This window comes from Epilithonimonas sp. JDS, assembly GCF_021261315.1.
GTDB lineage: Bacteria > Bacteroidota > Bacteroidia > Flavobacteriales > Weeksellaceae > Epilithonimonas.
Genome location: NZ_JAJSAX010000011.1, coordinates 1 through 20,730, shown reverse-complemented (window position 1 = coordinate 20,730; position 20,730 = coordinate 1). Strand labels below are relative to the sequence as shown.

General features: G+C 36.0%; 19 protein-coding genes and 1 pseudogene. 11 read left to right on the top strand and 9 right to left on the bottom strand.

Annotated features, from left to right (window positions below):
- The first annotated feature begins 441 nt into the window (after window positions 1-441).
- The gene (locus LUD75_RS18685) at window positions 442-750 is read left to right on the top strand and encodes a DUF4385 family protein (protein ID WP_232707324.1); all 309 of its coding nucleotides are present in this window, start codon (window positions 442-444) and stop codon (window positions 748-750) included.
- Between the two features lie 213 nt (window positions 751-963).
- Entirely contained in the window at window positions 964-1,557 is a 594-nt protein-coding gene (locus LUD75_RS18680) for an NTP transferase domain-containing protein (protein WP_232707323.1), read from the top strand.
- Between the two features lie 87 nt (window positions 1,558-1,644).
- On the opposite strand, the gene LUD75_RS18675 is transcribed toward LUD75_RS18680, so the two are convergent.
- The 5 genes from LUD75_RS18675 to LUD75_RS18655 form a co-directional block, all read right to left on the bottom strand.
- A complete protein-coding gene (locus LUD75_RS18675) occupies window positions 1,645-4,047 on the bottom strand; it encodes an FdhF/YdeP family oxidoreductase (protein WP_232707322.1) in 2,403 nt (800 codons plus the stop codon).
- A 27-nt stretch (window positions 4,048-4,074) separates the two neighbouring features.
- On the bottom strand, window positions 4,075-4,425 hold the full coding sequence (locus LUD75_RS18670) for a hypothetical protein (RefSeq protein WP_232707321.1): 351 nt from the start codon (window positions 4,423-4,425) through the stop codon (window positions 4,075-4,077).
- Complete coding sequence (gene fdhD, locus LUD75_RS18665; protein ID WP_232707320.1) at window positions 4,422-5,297, bottom strand: formate dehydrogenase accessory sulfurtransferase FdhD; 876 nt, start codon at window positions 5,295-5,297, stop codon at window positions 4,422-4,424. Before fdhD ends, LUD75_RS18670 begins: the two co-directional genes overlap by 4 nt.
- A 265-nt stretch (window positions 5,298-5,562) precedes the next feature.
- A complete protein-coding gene (locus LUD75_RS18660; RefSeq protein WP_232707319.1) occupies window positions 5,563-6,807 on the bottom strand; it encodes a cation:proton antiporter in 1,245 nt (414 codons plus the stop codon).
- Between the two features lie 204 nt (window positions 6,808-7,011).
- Window positions 7,012-7,374 (bottom strand): response regulator, encoded by a 363-nt coding sequence (locus tag LUD75_RS18655; RefSeq protein ID WP_232707318.1) that lies wholly within the window; start codon window positions 7,372-7,374, stop codon window positions 7,012-7,014.
- Between the two features lie 468 nt (window positions 7,375-7,842).
- Between LUD75_RS18655 and LUD75_RS18650 the strand changes: the two genes are divergently transcribed.
- Window positions 7,843-9,867: an ATP-binding protein gene (locus LUD75_RS18650; RefSeq protein ID WP_232707317.1), complete on the top strand. Its 2,025-nt coding sequence runs from the start codon at window positions 7,843-7,845 to the stop codon at window positions 9,865-9,867.
- A 164-nt stretch (window positions 9,868-10,031) separates the two neighbouring features.
- Here LUD75_RS18650 and LUD75_RS18645 read toward each other — a convergent pair whose 3' ends face one another.
- Complete coding sequence (locus LUD75_RS18645) at window positions 10,032-10,448, bottom strand: pyridoxamine 5'-phosphate oxidase family protein (protein WP_232707316.1); 417 nt, start codon at window positions 10,446-10,448, stop codon at window positions 10,032-10,034.
- Window positions 10,449-10,752: 304 nt separating this feature from the next.
- Window positions 10,753-12,069: an MFS transporter gene (locus LUD75_RS18640; RefSeq protein WP_232707315.1), complete on the bottom strand. Its 1,317-nt coding sequence runs from the start codon at window positions 12,067-12,069 to the stop codon at window positions 10,753-10,755.
- Between the two features lie 804 nt (window positions 12,070-12,873).
- Here LUD75_RS18640 and LUD75_RS18635 point away from each other — a divergent pair.
- From LUD75_RS18635 to LUD75_RS18600, 8 genes and pseudogenes are all read left to right on the top strand, one after another.
- A complete protein-coding gene (locus tag LUD75_RS18635) occupies window positions 12,874-13,533 on the top strand; it encodes a TetR/AcrR family transcriptional regulator (RefSeq protein WP_232707314.1) in 660 nt (219 codons plus the stop codon).
- On the top strand, window positions 13,534-14,856 hold the full coding sequence (locus tag LUD75_RS18630) for an AarF/UbiB family protein (protein ID WP_232707313.1): 1,323 nt from the start codon (window positions 13,534-13,536) through the stop codon (window positions 14,854-14,856).
- Window position 14,857: 1 nt separating this feature from the next.
- Window positions 14,858-15,001, top strand: coding sequence for a DUF2256 domain-containing protein (locus LUD75_RS18625; RefSeq protein ID WP_232707312.1), 144 nt, complete (start codon window positions 14,858-14,860; stop codon window positions 14,999-15,001).
- Between the two features lie 18 nt (window positions 15,002-15,019).
- The gene (locus LUD75_RS18620) at window positions 15,020-16,495 is read left to right on the top strand and encodes a cryptochrome/photolyase family protein (RefSeq protein ID WP_232707311.1); all 1,476 of its coding nucleotides are present in this window, start codon (window positions 15,020-15,022) and stop codon (window positions 16,493-16,495) included.
- A gap of 2 nt (window positions 16,496-16,497) precedes the next feature.
- Window positions 16,498-16,775, top strand: a pseudogene (locus LUD75_RS18615) (TIGR03643 family protein).
- A 12-nt stretch (window positions 16,776-16,787) separates the two neighbouring features.
- Window positions 16,788-17,486 carry an SDR family oxidoreductase gene (locus LUD75_RS18610; RefSeq protein ID WP_232707310.1) on the top strand — a complete coding sequence of 233 codons (699 nt, stop codon included), beginning with the start codon at window positions 16,788-16,790 and terminating at the stop codon, window positions 17,484-17,486.
- A gap of 44 nt (window positions 17,487-17,530) precedes the next feature.
- Window positions 17,531-18,178, top strand: a complete 648-nt coding sequence (locus LUD75_RS18605) for a MarR family transcriptional regulator (protein WP_232707309.1) — start codon at window positions 17,531-17,533, stop codon at window positions 18,176-18,178.
- A gap of 648 nt (window positions 18,179-18,826) precedes the next feature.
- Entirely contained in the window at window positions 18,827-19,423 is a 597-nt protein-coding gene (locus LUD75_RS18600; RefSeq protein ID WP_232707308.1) for a Crp/Fnr family transcriptional regulator, read from the top strand.
- A gap of 84 nt (window positions 19,424-19,507) precedes the next feature.
- Here LUD75_RS18600 and LUD75_RS18595 read toward each other — a convergent pair whose 3' ends face one another.
- Both LUD75_RS18595 and LUD75_RS18590 read right to left on the bottom strand, forming a co-directional pair.
- On the bottom strand, window positions 19,508-20,101 hold the full coding sequence (locus LUD75_RS18595; RefSeq protein WP_232707307.1) for a Crp/Fnr family transcriptional regulator: 594 nt from the start codon (window positions 20,099-20,101) through the stop codon (window positions 19,508-19,510).
- A gap of 406 nt (window positions 20,102-20,507) precedes the next feature.
- Window positions 20,508-20,730: hypothetical protein (locus LUD75_RS18590; protein WP_232705939.1), on the bottom strand; the 223-nt coding region annotated here is incomplete at its 5' end.

The window sequence follows — 20,730 nt, the reverse complement described above, 5'->3', positions numbered from 1 at the left end:
TAAAAGAAGCTTACCAGAATTTTTTCTGTAAGCTTCTTTTTGTTTTTGTAGTTATTTTTCACCAGATTTATTTTAATATTGAGAGAAAAAAAAATTATCGTACCTCTTAAAACTTCTGATGACCATTTATTTTACGCTTTCTGAAAACAGTAAATTTACCCCTATTCTTTCATATAGGTCAGCAAAGATATTCTATGAGCCGATCATAATAATCGTCAGTCTATCATTCGTGGTGATTTTCCACTTGACAGATTGCCTTTCAAAACATACTCTATATGCAAATACTGTTCGCGATAGTAAATTAAATAAGGTTAATTTTTCTCTAACAAACAGCTATACCATTCTAAATCAGGTTGATTAAAGAATTAAGAACTAATGACAACTGGTCTTTTTTCTGAAAATAAATACAGCTAAGGCACTTTGTTTGCCAGACTGCTTATGATGAGCAATAACAAACCAAGCTACCTAAATTTCAAAGCGGAATATTGTTTCTGGAAGCCCGACATAGATTACCGCAAGCACCCCCAAAAGTACAAGGTTGGCAAAGGTGAACACGGTGTATTGATCTGCGAGCCATACAAATCCGAGATTGGGAGATACTGGCTTTTTAAGAATGCGGAAAGCTCGGCGAAAATTTCGAACCTTTTATCAATTACCTCGACCAAGATAATGTTGTCGGTGCAGATATGGCAAGGAAATATCTTCAGATGGGCTTTACGAGCAAGTCGGTATTTTATTTACAAAGGTTAAAAAAATACGATTCCAAAAGAGAATATAAACTTTTGGAAAGAGGCGTACGTGACCTGAGAAAGCTTTGGCATTAAATATCTTCTTAACAATGGAAAATGGCGGAAGCAAATCAAAAGTATACATGCTTAAAAACCAGTAAAAAAAAAATTGGGGTGATTTAATAGTTATTTATATTTGCCATAAGAATCAGCAAATCTAAAGATGATCTCAAAAGTGAATAAACTTCCCGTCCTCAATGGTCTGGTGCTGGCAGGAGGAAAAAGTATCAGAATGGGAAAGCCAAAAGAGAAGATCAACTGGCACGGAAAAGAGCAGCGTTATTACGTGGCCGATCTATTAGCTCCTTTTTGTGATGAAGTTTATATTTCCTGCAGACAGGATCACTCGTCAGATCTGGATCCGGACTACCTGTTTTTAAGCGATACTTTTTCCGATATCGGTCCATTGGCCGGACTGCTTTCTGCTTTTAAAACCAATCCAGATGCAGCATGGATCGTGGTTGCCTGTGACCTTCCACTTCTTGACAATGATTCGCTTGAATATCTTATAAAATCCAGAAATACTGGTAAAATCGCAACAGCTTATCGCAATCCTTCTGACCATTTGCCTGAACCGTTGATCACCATTTGGGAGCCTAAAAGCTACCCTATTCTTAATGGCTGTCTCGTAACTGGAAATACGTCGCTTCGCAAGACTTTAATTAACAACGACATTATGATTATCCACCCTTTAAAACCTGATACGCTTTTGAATGTCAACACGCCCGAAGAACTGTTGAAAGTATCAGAGATCCTTAAAAGACAATAATCTGAGCTTTAAATATGTAGTTGGCTGTATTTTGTAGATAGGCTTATTTTTTTATTCATTTAATAATCAATAAACTTCCATCTCAGTTCATAATCGACTGTTTGTACCTGTTGCTGGGATAATATGATCCTCTATTCTGTTAAAAACATTAGGATTATGCCTGCGAATTTTGATACGCACATATTTGGATGCCGGCATATTGGCACCATTTACCACGTTGTTAATTGATACCAATACGTTAGTTTCCGGAAAGTAGGTCATTGTACTTTTCTTTGGAATGGGGTATTTTACAACCACAAAGAGGGGTGCTATCCTTTCAATATTATCATCATAATTGAACAGGTCGACCTTGTCTCCTTCATTAAGGCCGGCTTCCCTGATATCATTTTCATTCATCATGATTACCCGCCTCTCATTAAAAATACCTCGATAACGATCGTCCAGTCCGTACACCACTGTATTGAACTGATCGTGCGTTCTGGTAGTTCCCATAAGATATTCGTCATCTGCCAACGAATTATCGGGAACATCCGTCACATTAAACGACGCCTTTCCCCTATACTTTTCACTTGTAAACTTACCATCCCTAGGATCATTCGGAAGATAAAAACCGCCTTTCTGGACCACTCTTTCATTGTAGTTCTCAAATCCGGGAATACACTGTTCGATATCATTCCGAACCTCATCATAGCTACTGATAAATCGATCCCAATCGATCACTGAGCGCGAGCCAAGCACCGCTTTTGCCATCCTGCAAGCTACGTGCGTTTCATTGATCAGATGTTCGGAAATTGGCTCCAATACACCTCTCGACCATTCTACAACACCCATGGAATTTTCTGTACTGACGTGCTGCAACTGACCGTTGACAATGTCTTTTTCACTTCGTGAGATCACAGGCAATATCAGCGCTTCTTTGCCGTGGATCAGGTGATTTCTGTTTAGCTTAACGGAAACCATTACAGACATTTCCAGTTTTCGCATAGCTTCAGCGGTAAATGTGGTGTCCGGTGCAGCAGAAAGAAAATTGCCACCCATGCAGAACATAAATTTTACTTTTCCCTCGTGCATTGCTTTGAGCGCATTCACCACATCATAGCCGCCTTTTCTCGGAACTTTGAAACCATAATAATTCTCCAGCTTGTCCAGTTGCTCTGTCGTCGGATGATGATTGATCAGCAATGTTCTGTTTCCCTGGACATTGCTGTGACCGCGAACAGGACATGCACCTCCACCAGGAATTCCGATACTGCCCTTCATCAGAAGAATATTTACAATATTGTAGATCATTTCCACCCCATTTTTCTGTTGTGTGATTCCCATTCCCCAACAAACGATCATTCTCTTCTTGACAGCGATCATCGTTGCAGCTTCTCTTAGATCTTCCAACGAAATGCCACACTCCTCCGATAAAAATGAGAGGTCATATAATTTTAGTTCTCTGGCAAGTTCATCAAATCCACCAGTTTTATTTGCGATAAAATCGTGATCGAGCACTTTGCCCGGATTTTTCTCTTCTTCCTCCAGTAATAAGATCTGCAGTGCTTTCAGAAGTGCCATATCACCATTGATCTTTACAGGAAGATAGAGATCAGATAATTCGAAGGGCTTATCCAGTATAGCACGTACATTCTGAGGATCCTTAAATCCCTTCAGTCCAGCTTCGGGAAGCGGGTTGATGGCAATGATCTTTGCACCGTTTTTCTTTCCCTTGGTCAATGCCGATAGCATTCGCGGCGAATTCGTACCCGGATTTTGTCCGATGATCACAATCAGATCAGTATTATAAAAATCTTCTAGCTTTACAGTGCCTTTCCCGAAGCCAATGCTCCTCGAAAGCGCATATCCTGAGGTTTCGTGGCACATGTTGGAACAGTCTGGAAAGTTGTTGGTTCCAAACTCACGGCCAAACAGCTGGTAAACCCAGGTTGCCTCGTTGGAAGTTCGCCCGGAAGTGTAAAAAATAGCTTCATCCGGCGAGTCAAGTGCATTCAGTTTTTCTGCAATCTTTGTAAAAGCATCGTCGAAGCTTATCGGCTGATAATGAGAGGCACCTTCCGGAAGATACATAGGCCTAGATATCCTGCCTAACTGACTGATCTCAAAATCCGTAAGTTTTGCCAGATCGAAGACCGAATTTTCCCTGAAAAAAGTAGCCCCTATTTTTTTGGAAGTAGCCTCTTCGGCCAATGCCTTGGCTCCGCTTTCACAATATTCTCCGAGGCTCGACCGGTCATCATCCGGATCGGGCCAAGCGCAACTCGGACAGTCAAACCCGTCAAACTGATTCATACTGAAAAGTGCTCTCCCACCACGCGCAACGGATGCGTTCCTTACCAGCTGCTCCATTGAGTGGATTACTGCCGGTGCACCCGCAGCCCAGTTTTTAGGATCTTTAAGTTTTAAGTCCCCAAGAGCATATGGTGAATGAGGTGAAGGTAATTTATGAATTTCCAATTTATTTTGGTCAGATGATGGCTTGTCTTTCATATTCTAATTTTTTGATAAAGAATTAAATCAACATTCCAGATTGGGGTTGGGATAATTATCGCTCTGATCCTCGATTGAATTATCGATGCATACAAAATCTTTTTCTACCAACACCTTTACCAAACCTGATTGCCCATCGAATCCCACTCTATCTGTAGTGACCAATTCCATCACCATTTCCTCAGGCATTTTTAAAACTATTTTGTTCTCGATAAATGATACATAAAGTTCAGTATCCGCAGAACTTTCGATGGTGTACACCAAATGATACCCTATAAATTCTGTGGTGCAGGAAACTGAACCTGTTCTTCCCAGCAGATCTACTTCTGACCGGGTAAGGCGAAATCGCACTGAATTATCTTTAATTCTAATTTTCATGATAGATTCTCTATTTTAAAATGAGTTCCCAAATGGTAGATATTAAACCGATTATCCCGAAGAAAACCAATGAGGGTCATATCAAATTCTTTTGCCAGATCAACGGCCAGGCTTGATGGCGCGCCAATTGCTGCAACAGCTGTTATTCCAGCCATCGCAGCTTTCTGAATCAGCTCAAAACTTGCTCTCCCGCTTAGAAGCAAAATATTATTCTTGAGGGGTAAAAGGTTTGCGGAAAGTGCATAGCCAATCAATTTATCTAATGCATTATGCCTTCCAACGTCCTCACGAATAGCAAGAAGATTGCCAGCCGTATCAAACATTCCAGATGCATGAATGCCACCTGTAGCCGTAAAATTGTTCTGAAAAGATCTTAGTCTGTCAGACAGCTGATAAAGCACACCTAGTTCGATTTTTGTACATTCCTTTTTAATCTGTTCAAAAACGCTCACTGTTCTGATTGCTTCAATAGAACCCTTTCCGCAGACGCCACAACTAGAGGTGGTATAAAAGTTTCGGTCGGCATTCATTAAGTTAGGTGTAAAATGATCTTCAAACTCAACAGTGATCACATTTTGAGAAGAGGTTGCACAGTTTGAAAGCCGATTTTCTATGTTTTTAATTTGATCCTGACTGGAAATGATACCTTCGGTAAACAAGAAGCCCAAAGCAAGTTCTGCATCATTTCCGGGCGTTCTCATAGTGACCGAGATATTCTTAATGACCTCTGTTTCACCATCCCGATATAGAACCTTTATCTCCAAAGGTTCTTCAACCGATACATCATCTGAATGAGGATTACTGATATTTCCGCTGACCTTGAAGATATCTATCTGCCTTGATGCTTTGTTAGCTAACGGTTGGGTACTCATATATTATTGATTACAGTAAAGATATAAAATATTACCTTAAAATGATGGTCTTGCAGTATTGTATATTACAAGCATTCTTTGATTCCGATACCCAAAATATTTTTTCGGCAGTGATACAAAAGATATTTCCTATATAAAATATGATAGGCTCATATGCAATGGCAAACTTTTTTTTTTAAGACATCCAGCCGGCGTTTATTGATCAACTTTAATTTACAGCGTGATTTTTTTAAAAACATCTTTTGTAACTTATATATTTCAATCACTATTTTTTATCCAACCCCGATACATCTTCTGTGAGATGTTTCATAAAGGAGGTTGCGGTAAGACCATGAATAACTATTGAAAACAGAATAGTTAGCGAAACGATTGCCCAGAGCTTTTCCTGATAAGGAAAATTGAACTCGCCAAAAGCAAATGCGAGGTAATAAATGGAACCCATCCCCCGGATCCCGAAAAATCCTACGGCAATTTTTTCTTTGGTTTTCATTTTAGATGAAGAAAGTGCCAGCCATCCAGATAGGGGCCTGACCATAAAAAGGAAAATAAATGTAAATGCAACCATTTCCCAGGTGATGGGATCCAATATACCTAGAGCTATTGCGCCTCCAAACATTAGCAGCAGCAAACATAACAATAAACGTTCTATCTGATCTGTAAAAGAGTGAAGTTTATCATGGTATCGACTATCTTTTTCAAAATGACGTAGAGTAATTGCACAAATAAAAACAGCAATAAATCCATAAGCATGAATTATCTCCGTAATACCATAAACAAATAGGGTCGCCGCCAAAGCCACCAGACCGTCTCTGGTATTTAAAGCCTCATATTTTTTAGAAACTTTGAATAGTAATATCCCTAGACCCTTTCCACAAAGAAATCCTAAAATGATTCCAGCTGTTATTTTGTATATGACGTCAATTGCAAACCATTCAAAAAAACTCCCTTGCTTTCCACCGAGAACAAGTCCTATCAAAATGGCGAGCCAAGTAAAAGGAAATGCGACGCCATCATTCAATCCAGCTTCAGCGGTAAGCGAAAATTTGGCCTCTGATTTCATATCGTCATTAGGAGGTCCAACCTGAACATCAGAGGCCAGAACAGGATCGGTCGGCGCAAGAACAGCACCGAGAAGCACCGCAGATGCAAGACTCAAACCTAAAAAGTAATAGCCAAGTGCTGATGCTGCAATGATGCACAAAAACATGGTTAAGCTTACCAGTTTTAATGGTGAGGACCATCTTTTGAAAGAAAACTTTCGGTCGATCTTTATTCCTGTACCCATTAGTGAAATAATAACGATCAGCTCCGTGAGATGCAAAATCCAGTCTGGATTCTTTTCAGGCATTGGATTAGGTAAAAAGTCAGGCAGTGCAGTATATATTAAAACTCCTACTACCACATAAAAAATTGAATAAGAAACTCCTGTTTTTTTTGTGATTCCAGGCATCCAAGCGACACTGAAAATGGCGATCCCAAGGATCACCAATATTATCAAGTATTGATCCATTTGAGATAAAATTTTTATTTAGTGATTACGGATTATGGAAATAGGATTCCATTAAGTAAGTCAAAGTTTACCATAATACGATGCCTCACAACTTATCAAATATCCCGCCACAGCTGCAAAAACGTTGTTAGTCTTCTGAATCAATGAGAAGATAACACCTTGATATTTTTTCCATTACAATGAAGTAAATATAATGGAAATCTTCTATTTGCTTTCAATGATCTCTTTTACTTTTAAAAGCATGGTGTCAATATCAAAAGGTTTTGGAATAAAATCGTCAGGCTGACAATTGATCCATAGCTGGTCTAGCGTAGCGTGAGCACTCATAATGATGATAGGAATATCTTTATTCTGCATATCACTTTTTATCTCCTTACAAAGGTCTATTCCAGATCCGTCAGGTAACATGACATCGAAAATATAAAGATCGGGATTTGTATTGAAATCCCTTTTTGTAAAGTCACTGACCGTTGAAAATGATTCAACTTCATAATTTTCGGAGGATAGTACAAGTTCAACTACCTCTCTGATTGCCTGATCATCTTCGACTAAAAAAAATTTTCTCATTCCTCATCCCTTCAAATTTAAAACCAATACTTTGAAGAAGTTCATCATTTTTAGAATAATTTGTATTATTATCGAACATATAAAAATTTCTGATCTCAGGTTAATAATCAGATCGACTGCCATTTTAAACAATTAAAAACTTTTACAACAAGTAGCACCACATTTACATCCCGGTTGATCAATACAATGCTGGTGTAGTTTTTGTTAGGTGTTTTGGCACATTTTATTTAACATTACAAATCACTATTTTCAAAGTCAGCATATATAAAACAACATATTTTTATGTTAAATATTTGTAATTCAAAAAAAACTAGAAAATAACATTAAGTTGAATTTTTTCACGAATTAAAATCATTTTGATTGTATTGAATATATATGAAGAAATAGAGACCGATGAAATTGTTACATTTGCAACCCTTATAATTATTACTTATTAGATCACCCCTTTTTATGGCACAAATGAATTTTTTGAATGAACAGAAAAGGCTGGAAGCACTTCGTTCATATAGTATTTTAGATACAGATGAAGAAGCAGATTACGATGACCTCACAGAGATAGCTGCTGCTATTTGTGATTCACCTATCGCCCTGATCAGCTTCGTCGATAAAGATCGGCAATGGTTCAAGTCTCATTATGGACTTGATGTCCACCAAACAGACCGATGTCATTCATTCTGTTCGCATGCCATACAAGATCCGGAAAAATTAATGCAGGTCGAAGATGCTCAATTTGATCAGCGTTTTCAAGACAATCCACTTGTCACCGGTAGTCCTGATATTCGATTTTATGCAGGAATGCCACTTTTGGATAAAGATGGTTACGCTTTGGGATCGCTTTGTGTAATTGATCAAAAGCCAAGGGTTCTGACACAGATTCAACAGAAAGCTCTGCGCACACTTGCACACCAGGTCATTGATAAATTATCACTAAGAAGAAATAACAGGGAGTTATATACAATCAATCAACAGCTTACAGAAACCAACAGTAAGTTAAGAGAAGCCGAAGAAAGTCTTAAAAAGGTCAACACGGCGCTTACAGAAAGTAAGGAAAGGCTTCAGACCATTTTGGATCTAGTTGTTGAAGGGATAGTCATTACAGATGGGGAAGGAAACATCACCTATACCAATAGGCGTAATCGAGAAATTTTCAAGATAGATGAAAAAAAGATGCTGACACTGACCAATGTTTCTCCGGAATTTAATAACCGCAGGCTTGACGGCTCTCCGCTTCCTCCGGAAGAACATCCTGTCACAATGGCCCTGAATAAGGGTGCAACCACGATCAATAATGAATTATTAGTTAGTGACCAGTACCTGAATTCAATTTATTTGCGAATGAATGCTGTACCTATTAAAGATTCTCAGGAAAATATCACAGGGGCTATCGGAAGCTTTGCTGACATCACGGAAAGTTATTTTCTTCAGGAGAAACTGAAAGAGAGAGAAATGAGCCTGCGTGCAGCCATTTCCTCTGCAGATCTTGGAACTTGGCGTATGGACTTACAAACAAAGGAATTTTTCGCTTCTGCAAGAATGAAAGAATTATTTGGCTTCTACGAAGATGAACAAATTTCTTATGAGGACGTACTGGGCCAAATTGCCGAATCCCATCGCGATAAAGTGATCGCTGTAGCAGAAGCTTCCCTTTTACAAAACGAATCTTCGGAACTTGAATATCCTATCGTAAGATACCATGATAAAAAGCTGCGGTGGTTTTGTGCTACCTTCTATGCTTACAAAGATCCTGAAAATCCAAAGATTTATTTTTTTGCAGGAACTACTGCAGACATTACCGAAAGGAAACTGGAAGAACAGCGTAGAAGTGATTTCATCGGAATGGTAAGTCATGAGCTGCGAACTCCATTGACAGCTATAAAGGCCTATACAAATCTACATCAGAGAATTGCTGAAAAAAATGACGACAAGATGTTGGTCAACACTATGGGCAAAGTATATACACAAGTTAAAAGAATGGAAGGAATGATCAATGGCTTTCTAGACGTAGCGCGTCTGGGCGAAGGAAAAATACAACTAAATATAGCCCGGTTTGACATAGCATCTCTTTTTAAGATCGCAGAGGAAAATTCAGCAGTTATTATCAATAGCCATAAAGTGCTATTTTCACCAACAGACATTACTTTACTGGATGCAGACAAGGAGAAGATCGAGCAGGTATTGATCAATTTTATCAATAATGCAGTCAAATATTCGCCATCGGGAACAACTATAGAGGTGAGTTGCATTACTGTGAACGGAATGGCTAAAGTTTGTGTTAAAGATCAAGGGATGGGTATTCCAATGGCTGATCAGCCTTATATATTTGAACGCTTTTTCAGAGTGGAAAGTGAAGCTATGAGAGGTAAAAAAGGCTTTGGAATAGGCTTATACATATGTAAAGAGATTATCGAAAGACATCAAGGCGAAATTGGAGTGGAAAGCAGTGAGGGTCAAGGAAGTGAATTTTGGTTTTCCTTGCCTATATTTCAGAATTAATTGTTTGCCTCAAATGAAGATGTATGTTTATTTTGAATCTCCCATAAAATAAAAATGCCCTTAAAAAGTATCTAACTTTTTGAGGGCATTTTAAAGTAGCTGGACTTTTTTTATAATTACAATTAAAAGTACGTTAAGATAACTTGGATGATCTTTTTGCCAAATTAGGCTTTGTATTCACCTTCTACTTCCTTATGCCAAAACTTGACATTGTCAGCAGTTACTTTAATTAAACAAATCCCTGGTGTATCGATTCCTTCAGGAAACCATTGATCTAAATCATCCATCCACTTATCCCTCAGGATATCCTTGTCTTTCACAATTTCGCCCTTACCTGTACATTCGATGAACAACATATCGTCAGTCTGGTAAATCAGATTTATATTGGAATTTTTCTTGATCTGATTAACTTTATCGCTGTCTTCGTAAGTGAAGAACCAAGAGTCTCCGTCATAGTCAACTTTTCCATTATTACTCATAGGCCTAGAATGTGAGATCTGCCTGCCGTCCTGAGTGACCATCATGCAGAAATCCAGATTTTTCATTTTTTCTGCGATGGTTTTTAATGATGCCTTTTTCATACTGTTTTATTTTATTTTTGGATTGATTTTTTAAATCAGATATAGTTTATTAACTAATCATTTAATTGATTTTATAGGGAGAAGAAACCAAAATATGTACCGATAATCACAGATTTACATATTGCAAATAAAAAAACGGTATATGATTTAAAAATTTGACTTGTTGTTATCTAACTATAAATCAAATATTCAAAAAAAAATATTTAATTAGTATTGTGAACTAAGAATACAAAATAGCTCATCATTTAGTTTGTATATGTGCATGTCGGAGTTATATACAATTGTAAAAAATCAATTGCCCGTACTAACGATTTAAGTTATCATTAATAGCAACGTTCTTTGTGCCAGAATTTTTATATGTCAACCTCATATATATGGCAGCTAAAGTAATGAGTACCCCACAAATTAAACCAAACCAGTAAATTTCTGCAAGTATTTGCGCCCATCCTACAGTATATGTCCCTAAAATGCCGCTAAAATTAATAAGAGCCATATAGGCTGTGAACTGGGATCCTTGTATCCTGTCCCTGCACATATTCATTAATAATGGAAACGCGGCAACGCTAAATAGAGGATCCACAAAGTTCCATAAAATAAGTCCTGACTTAGTGACACTTTTTATCGTCCAATAGTTGGGTGCACTGCAGATCACTACCAGGTAAATTCCGATTCCTGCCATGACGATACTCATCAGTTTCAACGAACCAATCCGATCGGAAAGCACTCCGCCAAGTAAAATAACAGACAATGTAAGAACACTACCCCAAGTGCCTTGTAAAATCGAGACATCTTTGTCCGGCCAATTTAAAAAATGAATGATGTAATAAGTGTAGCCACTAATAAAAAAGCTGATGATAAAGTAAACGCTCAAAATAATACTGAATATAACTAAATTTTTACGCGCTGTCATACTCTTGTACAATTCACTAAATAAGAATTGCAATGTAGGATTTGAAGCTTGGTTAAAATTATAGGCACTTACTGAGGAATGGGATTTTCCAAAATGCGGTAGAATCGGATCTTTCCTATCAAATTTCAGTAGAAATGTGATGATGGTAAAAACAAAAAGTATAAAGGTCTGAAGAATCACAGCCGCCCGAAACCCATATTGATGCATTACCCAGGATAAAAGCGCTGCGCCAACTGCATAACCTACGAGAAATCCACCACGCATAAATGCATTGACCTTGCCCCGCTGATCTTTGGGAGAAACTTCTATTGCGATTGCATCGGCACTGGCGTCCTGTACAGAAGCAAAAACACTATGCACAAAAAAAACAAGCGTTAATAGATTCAATTCACTAACAGGATCACTAATAAAAAGTAACAGCAAGGATGCAATACAAGCTATGACTTGCGTAAAGACCAGCCAATGCTTTCTGTGACCTATTACCGAATATTGGTACCTGTCTATAATAGGTCCCCACAAAACCTGTAAAATCCAGGGGATTCCGATAATAGCAGCAAATGTACCTATCAACTGCAGTTCTAAGCCCTTTGATGCAAGAAAATTGCAGATGGCAGTAGTGGCAAATCCAGCAGGGATTCCCTGCATTACATAAAGATAGAAGAATGTAAAATACCGCACGCTGCGGCTTTCGTTCAGCGCAGGAAAAATCATAAATTATTTTATTACAAAGATGTTAAAGCTACTGAATTTATATAAAGCAAAAATTGGTGGTTTGAAACTATTTCATAAAATGATTATTTGTTAATAATATTGTACAATAGCAATATAAAAAAGAAATTAACAGACGTAAGGATGTTCCTCTCTATCGCTAGCCACGAGCTTAAAAACCATTGACTACAATAAAAGGATTTGTACAACTGCTCGAAAAGATGGGCGTCGTCCTTACCAGCTGCTATACTTCAAGCGTTGTGAAATAACCGCCACAGCAAAAAGTTTTTCTATAAATTTAAATCTATATTTAAATCCTTTCTAAAATATGACCGAAATAATTTCTCTCTGTCGAAAATATATGACGCATTGACAGGATTTGATTTAATTTCCAGAGAAATCTTTATTGAGCAGCTTTCCATGTTTACAACTTAGTATCTACGCATCAAAACATTCTCTCTGATCAACATAAGACTTAAATTTTTGGATAATTCTAAAATTCCTGCCATCTAATCTGAGATAAATAGTCATTCCACCGTCATCCGACAAAATTTTATTGCGGTATCCAATTGTTACCCGTATTTACATTCCCTCGAATGAATAACTTCTCCCATAATGCACTCCGAATAAAAACGTACAGTCAAAAACTGCTTGATGGCAGATATTCCAAAATCAGTAGGCAGAGTAGATTGAGCCTTTATTATAAGCATTAGTTATATTTTGAATTAATATGATAGTATAAATTTATACTTCTTTTAAATAAATAGTAAAATAATGTACTAAATTTGCTAATAAATAAAATCAATAATGGAAGCAAAAAATATAATTACGGAAGACAAAATATTTGAATTATACGGTGATTACATTTTGAATCACGGCGAAAGACCAAAGAATATTTACCGCTTCGCAAAAGACAATGCGTTCGAAGAAAAAGACTTTTACGATTACTTTTCAAGCTTTGAACAGATTGAAAAATCAATGCTGGTCAACCTTTTTGATAAGTCTGTAGAGTTAGCTTTGGAAGTCAATAACTCGGACGAAGTAACTTCGAAGGAAAAATTGCTGAATGTTTATTTCATCTTTTTTGAAAATATGACAATGAACAGATCATTGGTTTTGATGATTTTAGGAAATAACAAATTGCATTCTGCGAAAATCTCAAGTAAACTCAAAGAAACGCACAGGAATTTCATCAAAACATTGGATTTCAACGATTGGGAAATGATTGAAAAATCGAAAGATGATGTTAAAAATTTTCACGAAAAAGCAAGAGAAGAAGCGCTTTGGCTGCATTTGGTTTCTGCTGTTGAATTTTGGAAAAAAGATACTTCGCCAGCATTTGAAAAGACAGACATATTCATCGAAAAAACAATCGACACTGGATTTGAACTGATGGATAATGAGCCATTGCGAAAAGTTTTAGATCTAGGAAAGTTTTTATTCAAAGAAAAATTTAAAAAAAATTAAATGAAAACACTCAATACGATACCGACGGGAAAATTAGAAAGAACAGGCAGTTTGCTGAAAGCCGGTGCAAAAGTCGGCGTTAATTATATCAAATATTACGGAAACAAAATCACACAAGACAAAAATGAAGATGAAGCGCGAAAGACTTTAAATGAAGATAATGCTTCTGACATCTACGATTCTTTGAAAAAACTGAAAGGTTCTGCTTTGAAAGTTGCACAAATGCTAAGTATGGAGAAAAATATTCTTCCACAAGCTTATGTTGAGAAATTTTCTTTGTCACAATTTTCGGTTCCACCACTTTCCGGAGCTTTGGTGAAGAAGACTTTCAGAAAATATTTTGGGAAAAATCCGGAAGAGATTTTCGACGAGTTCACAACCGAATCTGTGAACGCTGCAAGCATTGGACAGGTTCATAAAGCGAAAAAAGGTGACCAGAACTTTGCAGTAAAAATCCAGTATCCGGGAGTTAGAGAAAGTATTTCCAGCGACTTGAAAATGGTAAAACCGATCGCGATGAAGATGTTCAAGATCAAAAAAGAAGGTTCGGAATCTTATTTTCAGGAAGTGGAAAATAAATTGTTTGAAGAAACAGATTATGATCTCGAGCTAAAAAGAAGCCAGGAAATTTCTGCAAAATGTAGCCATCTTCCGAATCTTAATTTTCCAAAATATTATCCAGAATTCTCGTGCGAACGAATCATCACAATGGACTGGATGACGGGTAAACATTTTTCAGAATTTACAAAACATGACAATTCTCAGGGGGATTTGAATAAAATCGGGCAAACACTTTGGGATTTTTACATGTACCAAATGCACGTTCTGAAACAGGTTCACGCAGATCCTCATCCGGGAAATTTCCTGGTTTCTGACGATAAAAAATTACTCGTGATAGATTTTGGATGTATCAAAGAAATTCCAAGCGATTTTTACAAGCCTTATTTTGAATTGGCAAAAAGAGAAAATCTGAATAATCCTCAGATCTTTAACGGAAAACTGTATGAGCTTGAGATTTTGCGTCACGATGATTCTAAAAAGGAAAAAGAATTTTTTACCAAATTATTTTATGAACTTTTGGAATTATTCACAAGACCTTTTAACGCTGAAATCTTTGATTTTTCTGATGAAACCTTCTTTCAAGAAATTGCAGATCTCGGGCAGCGATACGCGAAACTCAGCGATATGAAAGGAATGAATACCAATCGAGGTTCGAAACATTTCATCTATCTGAACCGTACTTTTTTCGGGTTGTATAACATGATGCACGATCTGAAAGCAAAAAATATTATCATTAATCAATATAAAAATTTCATTCACTAACATGCCTGCGAATTTGCCATCAAAGATTTGCGAAGTTTGCGATTTACCTTTCAACTGGCGAAAAAAGTGGCAGAAAAATTGGGACGACGTAAAATATTGCAGCGACAAATGCAGAAGAAATAAAAATGCGAAATCTTCAGATTAATTCAAAAATTTGAAAAATATGTCATCGAAAAAATCAGTCACAGCACAATTAATATTTCCGCATCAGCTTTTTAAAGACACGGATTATCTTGATAAAAGCCAGCCGGTTTTTTTGGTGGAAGAATTTCTGCTTTTCAAACAATACAAATTTCATAAACAAAAAATTGCGCTTCACAGAGCTAGTATGAAGTTTTATGAGGATTACTTAAGTAAAGCAAAATTTACCGTTAAATATATTGAAAGCACTTCCCCACTTTCTGGCATTCGGACTTTAATTAAACATTTAACGAAAGAAAAGTTTGAAAAAATACTAATTACCGATGTTTGCGACAATTGGCTGGAAAAGAGAATCAGAGAAACCACATTGGAATTGGAAATTCTTGAAAGTCCTTTATTCATCAATACCCGAGAAGATTTAAAAGAATATTTTCAAGATAAAAAATCTTATCATCAAACCGATTTTTACAAGCAACAGAGAATTTCCCGAAACATCCTGATGAAAGCCGGAAAGCCGATGGGTGGAAAATGGACTTTTGATACAGAAAACCGTAAAAAATATCCGAAAAATAAAAAAGCACCGTCAATTTATTATCCGGAGAATAATACATATTATGAGGAAGCGAAAAAATATGTTGAGAAAAATTTCAGTAAAAACTACGGAAAACTGACTTCGTACCAGCTCTATCCTACTACTTTTGAAGAAGCTGAGAATTGGTTTAATCAGTTTCTGGAAATGCGATTTGCGGATTTTGGAATTTATGAAGACAGCATTGTTGAGCGTGAGCATTTTCTTCATCACAGCGTGCTTTCGCCATTGTTAAATATTGGACTTTTAACTGCGGAAAACGTTTTGAAAGAAGCTATTGAATATGCGAATGAATATAACATTCCCATCAATTCTTTGGAAGGATTTGTGCGTCAGATTTTAGGTTGGAGAGAATTTGTGAGAGGCATTTATTTGTATCAGGGAACTTATCAGCGAAATAAAAATTATTGGAAACACCAAAATCCGCTAACCGAATCTTTTTATATCGGAGAAACAGGAATTAAACCAATTGACAGTACTATTTTGAAACTTTTAGGAACCGGTTATGCGCATCATATTGAACGGTTAATGATTTTCGCCAACTTTATGAATCTTCTGAAATTCAATCCGGATGACGTTTTCCAATGGTTTATGGAGATGTTCATTGATTCTTACGACTGGGTAATGGTTCCGAATGTTTACGGGATGAGCAGCTTTTCGGATGGCGGAAAAATGAGTACAAAACCATACATCAGCGGGAGCAATTATATCAAAAAAATGAGCGATTACTCGCGCGGCGACTGGACGGAAAAATGGGATGCCCTTTTGTGGAATTTTTTGAATGATAATAGAGAATTTTTCAATGCAAATCCGAGATTGGGAATGATGTTGCGGACTTTGGATAAAATGACGGACGAGGTAAAAACTGAACATTTTAAAATTGCAAAACTGACAATTAAAAATTTATAATAATGTTGAAAGAATTTAATTTAATACATACTGATCGTATCATTGAAATGGCTTGGGAAGATAGAACGCCGTTTGAAGCAATAGAATTTCAGTTTGGAATTACCGAATCTGAAGTGATTGACGTAATGAGAAGAGAATTAAAACCATCAAGTTTTCGGAATTGGAGAAAGAGAGTGAATTCCGGAGTAAGCCAAAAGCATCTGAAGAAAAGAAATCCCGAAATTGAACGATTTAAGTGTTCCAGCGGACAATCAGTCATAATAAAATTTCAAAACGATAACAACAGAATAAAATGAAAAACATAGTCATCATCGGGTGCGGACAGGGAATTGGATTTGCTGCTGCAAAAATATTGTCGGAAAACAACTCCGTCATTGGTATTTCGAGAACTCAAAATAATGAAGTTGAAAATTTAAATATTGAATTTCATCCAATGGATATTATTTCCGGAAATCTAGACGAGATCACTTTTCCTGATGTGATTGACGGGTTGGTTTATGCGCCGGGAAGTATTAATTTAAAACCATTTAACCGGTTTTCTGTTGATGATTTTAAGAATGATTTTGAAACCAATGTTTTAGGTGCAGTAAAAACAATTCAGAATCTATTGCCTAATTTGAAGAAGTCGGAAAGTGCTTCTGTTGTATTGTTTAGTTCGGTGGCTGCAAAATTGGGAATGCCTTTTCACGCTTCGATTTCTGCAAGCAAAAGTGCAGTGGAAGGATTAACCAAGAGTCTGGCGGCAGAACTTTCTACTCAGAAAATAAGAGTAAATTGCATTGCGCCATCTCTGACAGATACAAATTTGGCTTCACAACTTTTATCAACGCCAGAAAAACGGGAAGCTTCCGGAAACAGACATCCTTTGCTAAGAGTAGGAAATGCGGAAGAGATGGCAAGAATGACAGAATTTTTATTATCTGATAGCGCATCGTGGATTACCGGACAAATCATCGGGATCGACGGTGGAATGGGCAGTATGAAACTGTGACTTAAAACAGACTAAATATTTATCTTTGTCACATACTTAAAGCTATGAAAACCGATTTTATCATTGATTTGCTTCATCACGTAAAAGAATTTGAAAATTCTAATGCCTTCAAACCGAATTCTGGTATTGAAGACTTTCGTGTTTGGATGAATGATAAAAAATATGCTGATGAAAGCCCTACAAAGCTTTTTAAGAACGAAAATCATCAGGTTTCCTACACAGAAAATGAAATCTGCAAGCAGGTTATCTTGCTTGGACGCTATTCAAGACTCCTCATCAGAAAAGGTTTGGGAGAATTTCCTGATTTAGCTAATGAAGAATTCACTTATCTGTACAGATTGAAAGATGAACCTTTTTTGACAAAAATTCAGTTAATTGAAAGAAACGGCCATGAAAAACAGACAGGAACTCAAATCATCAAAAGACTTTTGGAAGCAGGATTTCTAGAAGAGAAAAATGACTTAGACGATAAGCGCAGCAAAAGACTCAATTTGACGAAAAAAGGTGAGGAAACATTTCATCGATCTGTAGCAAAAGTCAACCAAACATCAAAACTTTTATCCAGAAGACTTACCAAAGATGAGAAGAATGAACTTTTAAGGATTTTAAAAAAACTTAATGAATTTCATTTTCATATGTATACCGATTACAAAAGCACAGATATTGAGAAGATTGTAAAGGCTTTTGGATAAATTTAAAACTTTAATAATTCACTTGGTCAAATAAATCATTTTTTTTCTATTTACAATAAGATAAGATAAATCTTGAACGAGCAAATTTAATTTCGAATAGGTCATTAAAGGAGACAAAAATATTATGATATGTTTTTTATGAGAAAAATTTTGATCAGACAGCTAAGATTTAATCTCAAGTGCTAAATCAATAATGTTAGATAAAACTTCATATCTATTTTCTGCATTTAAGGAGTTACTAACCTTATATCCTGCGTTTTTGTAAAGCATTATTATTTATAACTTAAATGATCAATTAACAATTATTCTAGCAAATAATCATCTTAGAAATATTAAATCTACATTAACTCAAATATACCATCTGCTCAATATAAATTACTATGATTATATTTTAATCTTTAATCGGTCAGATGACTTGAATCATAAAACTCTTAAACATTATTTATGAATTTTGTAAAGCTGAATTATGATTGAGTTGTAGATTACTCTTGTACTACAATATGAATATGTAATTCTTATTCAAAAGAAATTTAATATCATCTCGTAAATAATGATGTGGCCTCTGCTGGTAGTAGAGTTGTACAGCATCTGTAATTATTATTGGAGTCAACTTCAGCCTATAATTGAACGAACTATGATTAAATAAATATGCTGATACCAGAAGAACTGCTTAGAAAATACGGCGCTACCATAAAAAATTATAAACAAGGCGACGTTATTTTTAATGAAAATGACACTCCAAAATATTATTACCAAATTATCAAAGGCAAAATAAAATTGAACCATTACAATGAAGAAGGTAAAGAACTCATTTTTGCAATATTGGATGAAGGACTTAGTGTTTGTGAAATGCTGCTATTTATCGATTATTCATATCCTGTAAATGCAGTTGCTTGTGGTAAGGTAAGCGTATTGCGATTATCCAAAATGAATTTTTTGCAAATGCTGGATGATAATGTAGATATTTCAAGAAATGTTAATAAATTTTTAGCAGAGCGTCTCTACCAAAAATATATTATGCTAGAGAATAATTCATCAAAATACGCAAACATTAGAATCAAGGGTGTCCTAGATTATCACAAAAGCTTTAGCCCAGATCAAAGTCCATTTTCATTCGCTGTACCTTTAACACGTAATCAGATTGCTGCCATGACTGGATTACGAACTGAAACCGTAATCAGAAATATTAAAAAGTTTGAGAAAGAAGGGATATTGAAAATTATCAGCGGAAAAATTTACTTCTAGGCTGCTTTTTTGATGTAAACGGAGATAGCTTCATAGCAGGATTGTGATTATGATAGGAAGAAATGTTTTACGACTGTATAAAGATTAGTAATATATTTTGTGATTAATGATCCTTAGTACTTTTTCTTTTTCTAATTTCTTAACGTTCCTGATAACCGTCTCAATCCTTAATCCTGTCAAATCTGCAATATTCTTACGACTTAATAACACTTTAAATGAAAAAGGAGTTTTATCATCATGTTTTCTCTTCAGATAATTTAAAAGCATAATTATTTTTTCAGATCCACTCCGCTTGAAGTGAATATCTGCTTGAATAAGTTTATTATAAAGAGAATCGGAGATCTTATTTAACAGATAGAGTTTTAACTCTTCACTAGTACTGACTAAAGTTAAAAAGTCATCAATGCGTATTCTTAGGATTGAACAGTCAGTAAGGGCGACAGCTGTCACCGGGTAAGGTTCATTCGCAAATGCTGAAAATTCTGCAAGACCTTCCTCGGCGGTGCTAACCTCTTGGATTAGTTCTCTGGAGTCACCATCCCTGCTTATAACTTTAGCTTTGCCCTTGAAGATGTAAAAAAAATAGGAAGGTCTTTCCCCAGCAGAAAAAATAATATCACCACTGGAATATTTTATTGTTTCAGAAAGATCTGATTTTGTTAGTAGCTCTTTAATCATCTCCCCAATATATTAGATATAAATTTTATTGTAATTCAACATCTTGTAAAGAATGAGTGCTGCTTGATTGGACAAGTGAGACACACTTAGGAAAACACTAATTTCAGACCATTTAACAATTATATTGGTTGATGGGAATAAAAAAAACAGTTAAAATTTCCTACTGTCATGGGACATTTATAAAGTAATTAAATACAAAACCCACTGTAAGGTGGGTTTTGTATTTACATAAAGTAAAGGTGAAAATTTAATCGATTACTAAAATTAAATAATTTTTGGTATAATATCCACTCATCGGTAGAAAAATGCTTCTTTAATTAGATTTAATTACTGGCTCAGATATCCAAAATTACTTTTCTCATATCTTGTACTTTCACGATTCATAATTTGTCGAGGTAAATAGACGTTAAGCTGGATTGTTTCTTTGCGTTTCCAATTCCCAGACTCTGTGGTTCGCAACGGCTTTTATAAAGGCGTCATCAGAATTTTGGTTTTGCGAAGTGACAATGGCGGGATCTTCGTGATTTTTCTTGCTCACGTTACTTGCCTTTAAGATCTCATCTGTTTCATTTCCGAAATAGATGGCTTTACAATGTTTGTAAGCTTCATTCACAAAAAGAATTGTACCG

Coding starts and splice junctions, on each gene's coding strand:
- LUD75_RS18685 (WP_232707324.1), top strand. CDS start 442: ATGAGCAATAACAAACCAAGCTACCTAAATTTCAAAGCGGAATATTGT.
- LUD75_RS18675 (WP_232707322.1), bottom strand. CDS start 4,047: ATGAAAGACAAGCCATCATCTGACCAAAATAAATTGGAAATTCATAAA.
- LUD75_RS18670 (WP_232707321.1), bottom strand. CDS start 4,425: ATGAAAATTAGAATTAAAGATAATTCAGTGCGATTTCGCCTTACCCGG.
- fdhD (WP_232707320.1), bottom strand. CDS start 5,297: ATGAGTACCCAACCGTTAGCTAACAAAGCATCAAGGCAGATAGATATC.
- LUD75_RS18660 (WP_232707319.1), bottom strand. CDS start 6,807: ATGGATCAATACTTGATAATATTGGTGATCCTTGGGATCGCCATTTTC.
- LUD75_RS18655 (WP_232707318.1), bottom strand. CDS start 7,374: ATGAGAAAATTTTTTTTAGTCGAAGATGATCAGGCAATCAGAGAGGTA.
- LUD75_RS18645 (WP_232707316.1), bottom strand. CDS start 10,448: ATGAAAAAGGCATCATTAAAAACCATCGCAGAAAAAATGAAAAATCTG.
- LUD75_RS18640 (WP_232707315.1), bottom strand. CDS start 12,069: ATGATTTTTCCTGCGCTGAACGAAAGCCGCAGCGTGCGGTATTTTACA.
- LUD75_RS18635 (WP_232707314.1), top strand. CDS start 12,874: ATGGAAGCAAAAAATATAATTACGGAAGACAAAATATTTGAATTATAC.
- LUD75_RS18630 (WP_232707313.1), top strand. CDS start 13,534: ATGAAAACACTCAATACGATACCGACGGGAAAATTAGAAAGAACAGGC.
- LUD75_RS18625 (WP_232707312.1), top strand. CDS start 14,858: ATGCCTGCGAATTTGCCATCAAAGATTTGCGAAGTTTGCGATTTACCT.
- LUD75_RS18620 (WP_232707311.1), top strand. CDS start 15,020: ATGTCATCGAAAAAATCAGTCACAGCACAATTAATATTTCCGCATCAG.
- LUD75_RS18610 (WP_232707310.1), top strand. CDS start 16,788: ATGAAAAACATAGTCATCATCGGGTGCGGACAGGGAATTGGATTTGCT.
- LUD75_RS18605 (WP_232707309.1), top strand. CDS start 17,531: ATGAAAACCGATTTTATCATTGATTTGCTTCATCACGTAAAAGAATTT.
- LUD75_RS18600 (WP_232707308.1), top strand. CDS start 18,827: ATGCTGATACCAGAAGAACTGCTTAGAAAATACGGCGCTACCATAAAA.
- LUD75_RS18595 (WP_232707307.1), bottom strand. CDS start 20,101: ATGATTAAAGAGCTACTAACAAAATCAGATCTTTCTGAAACAATAAAA.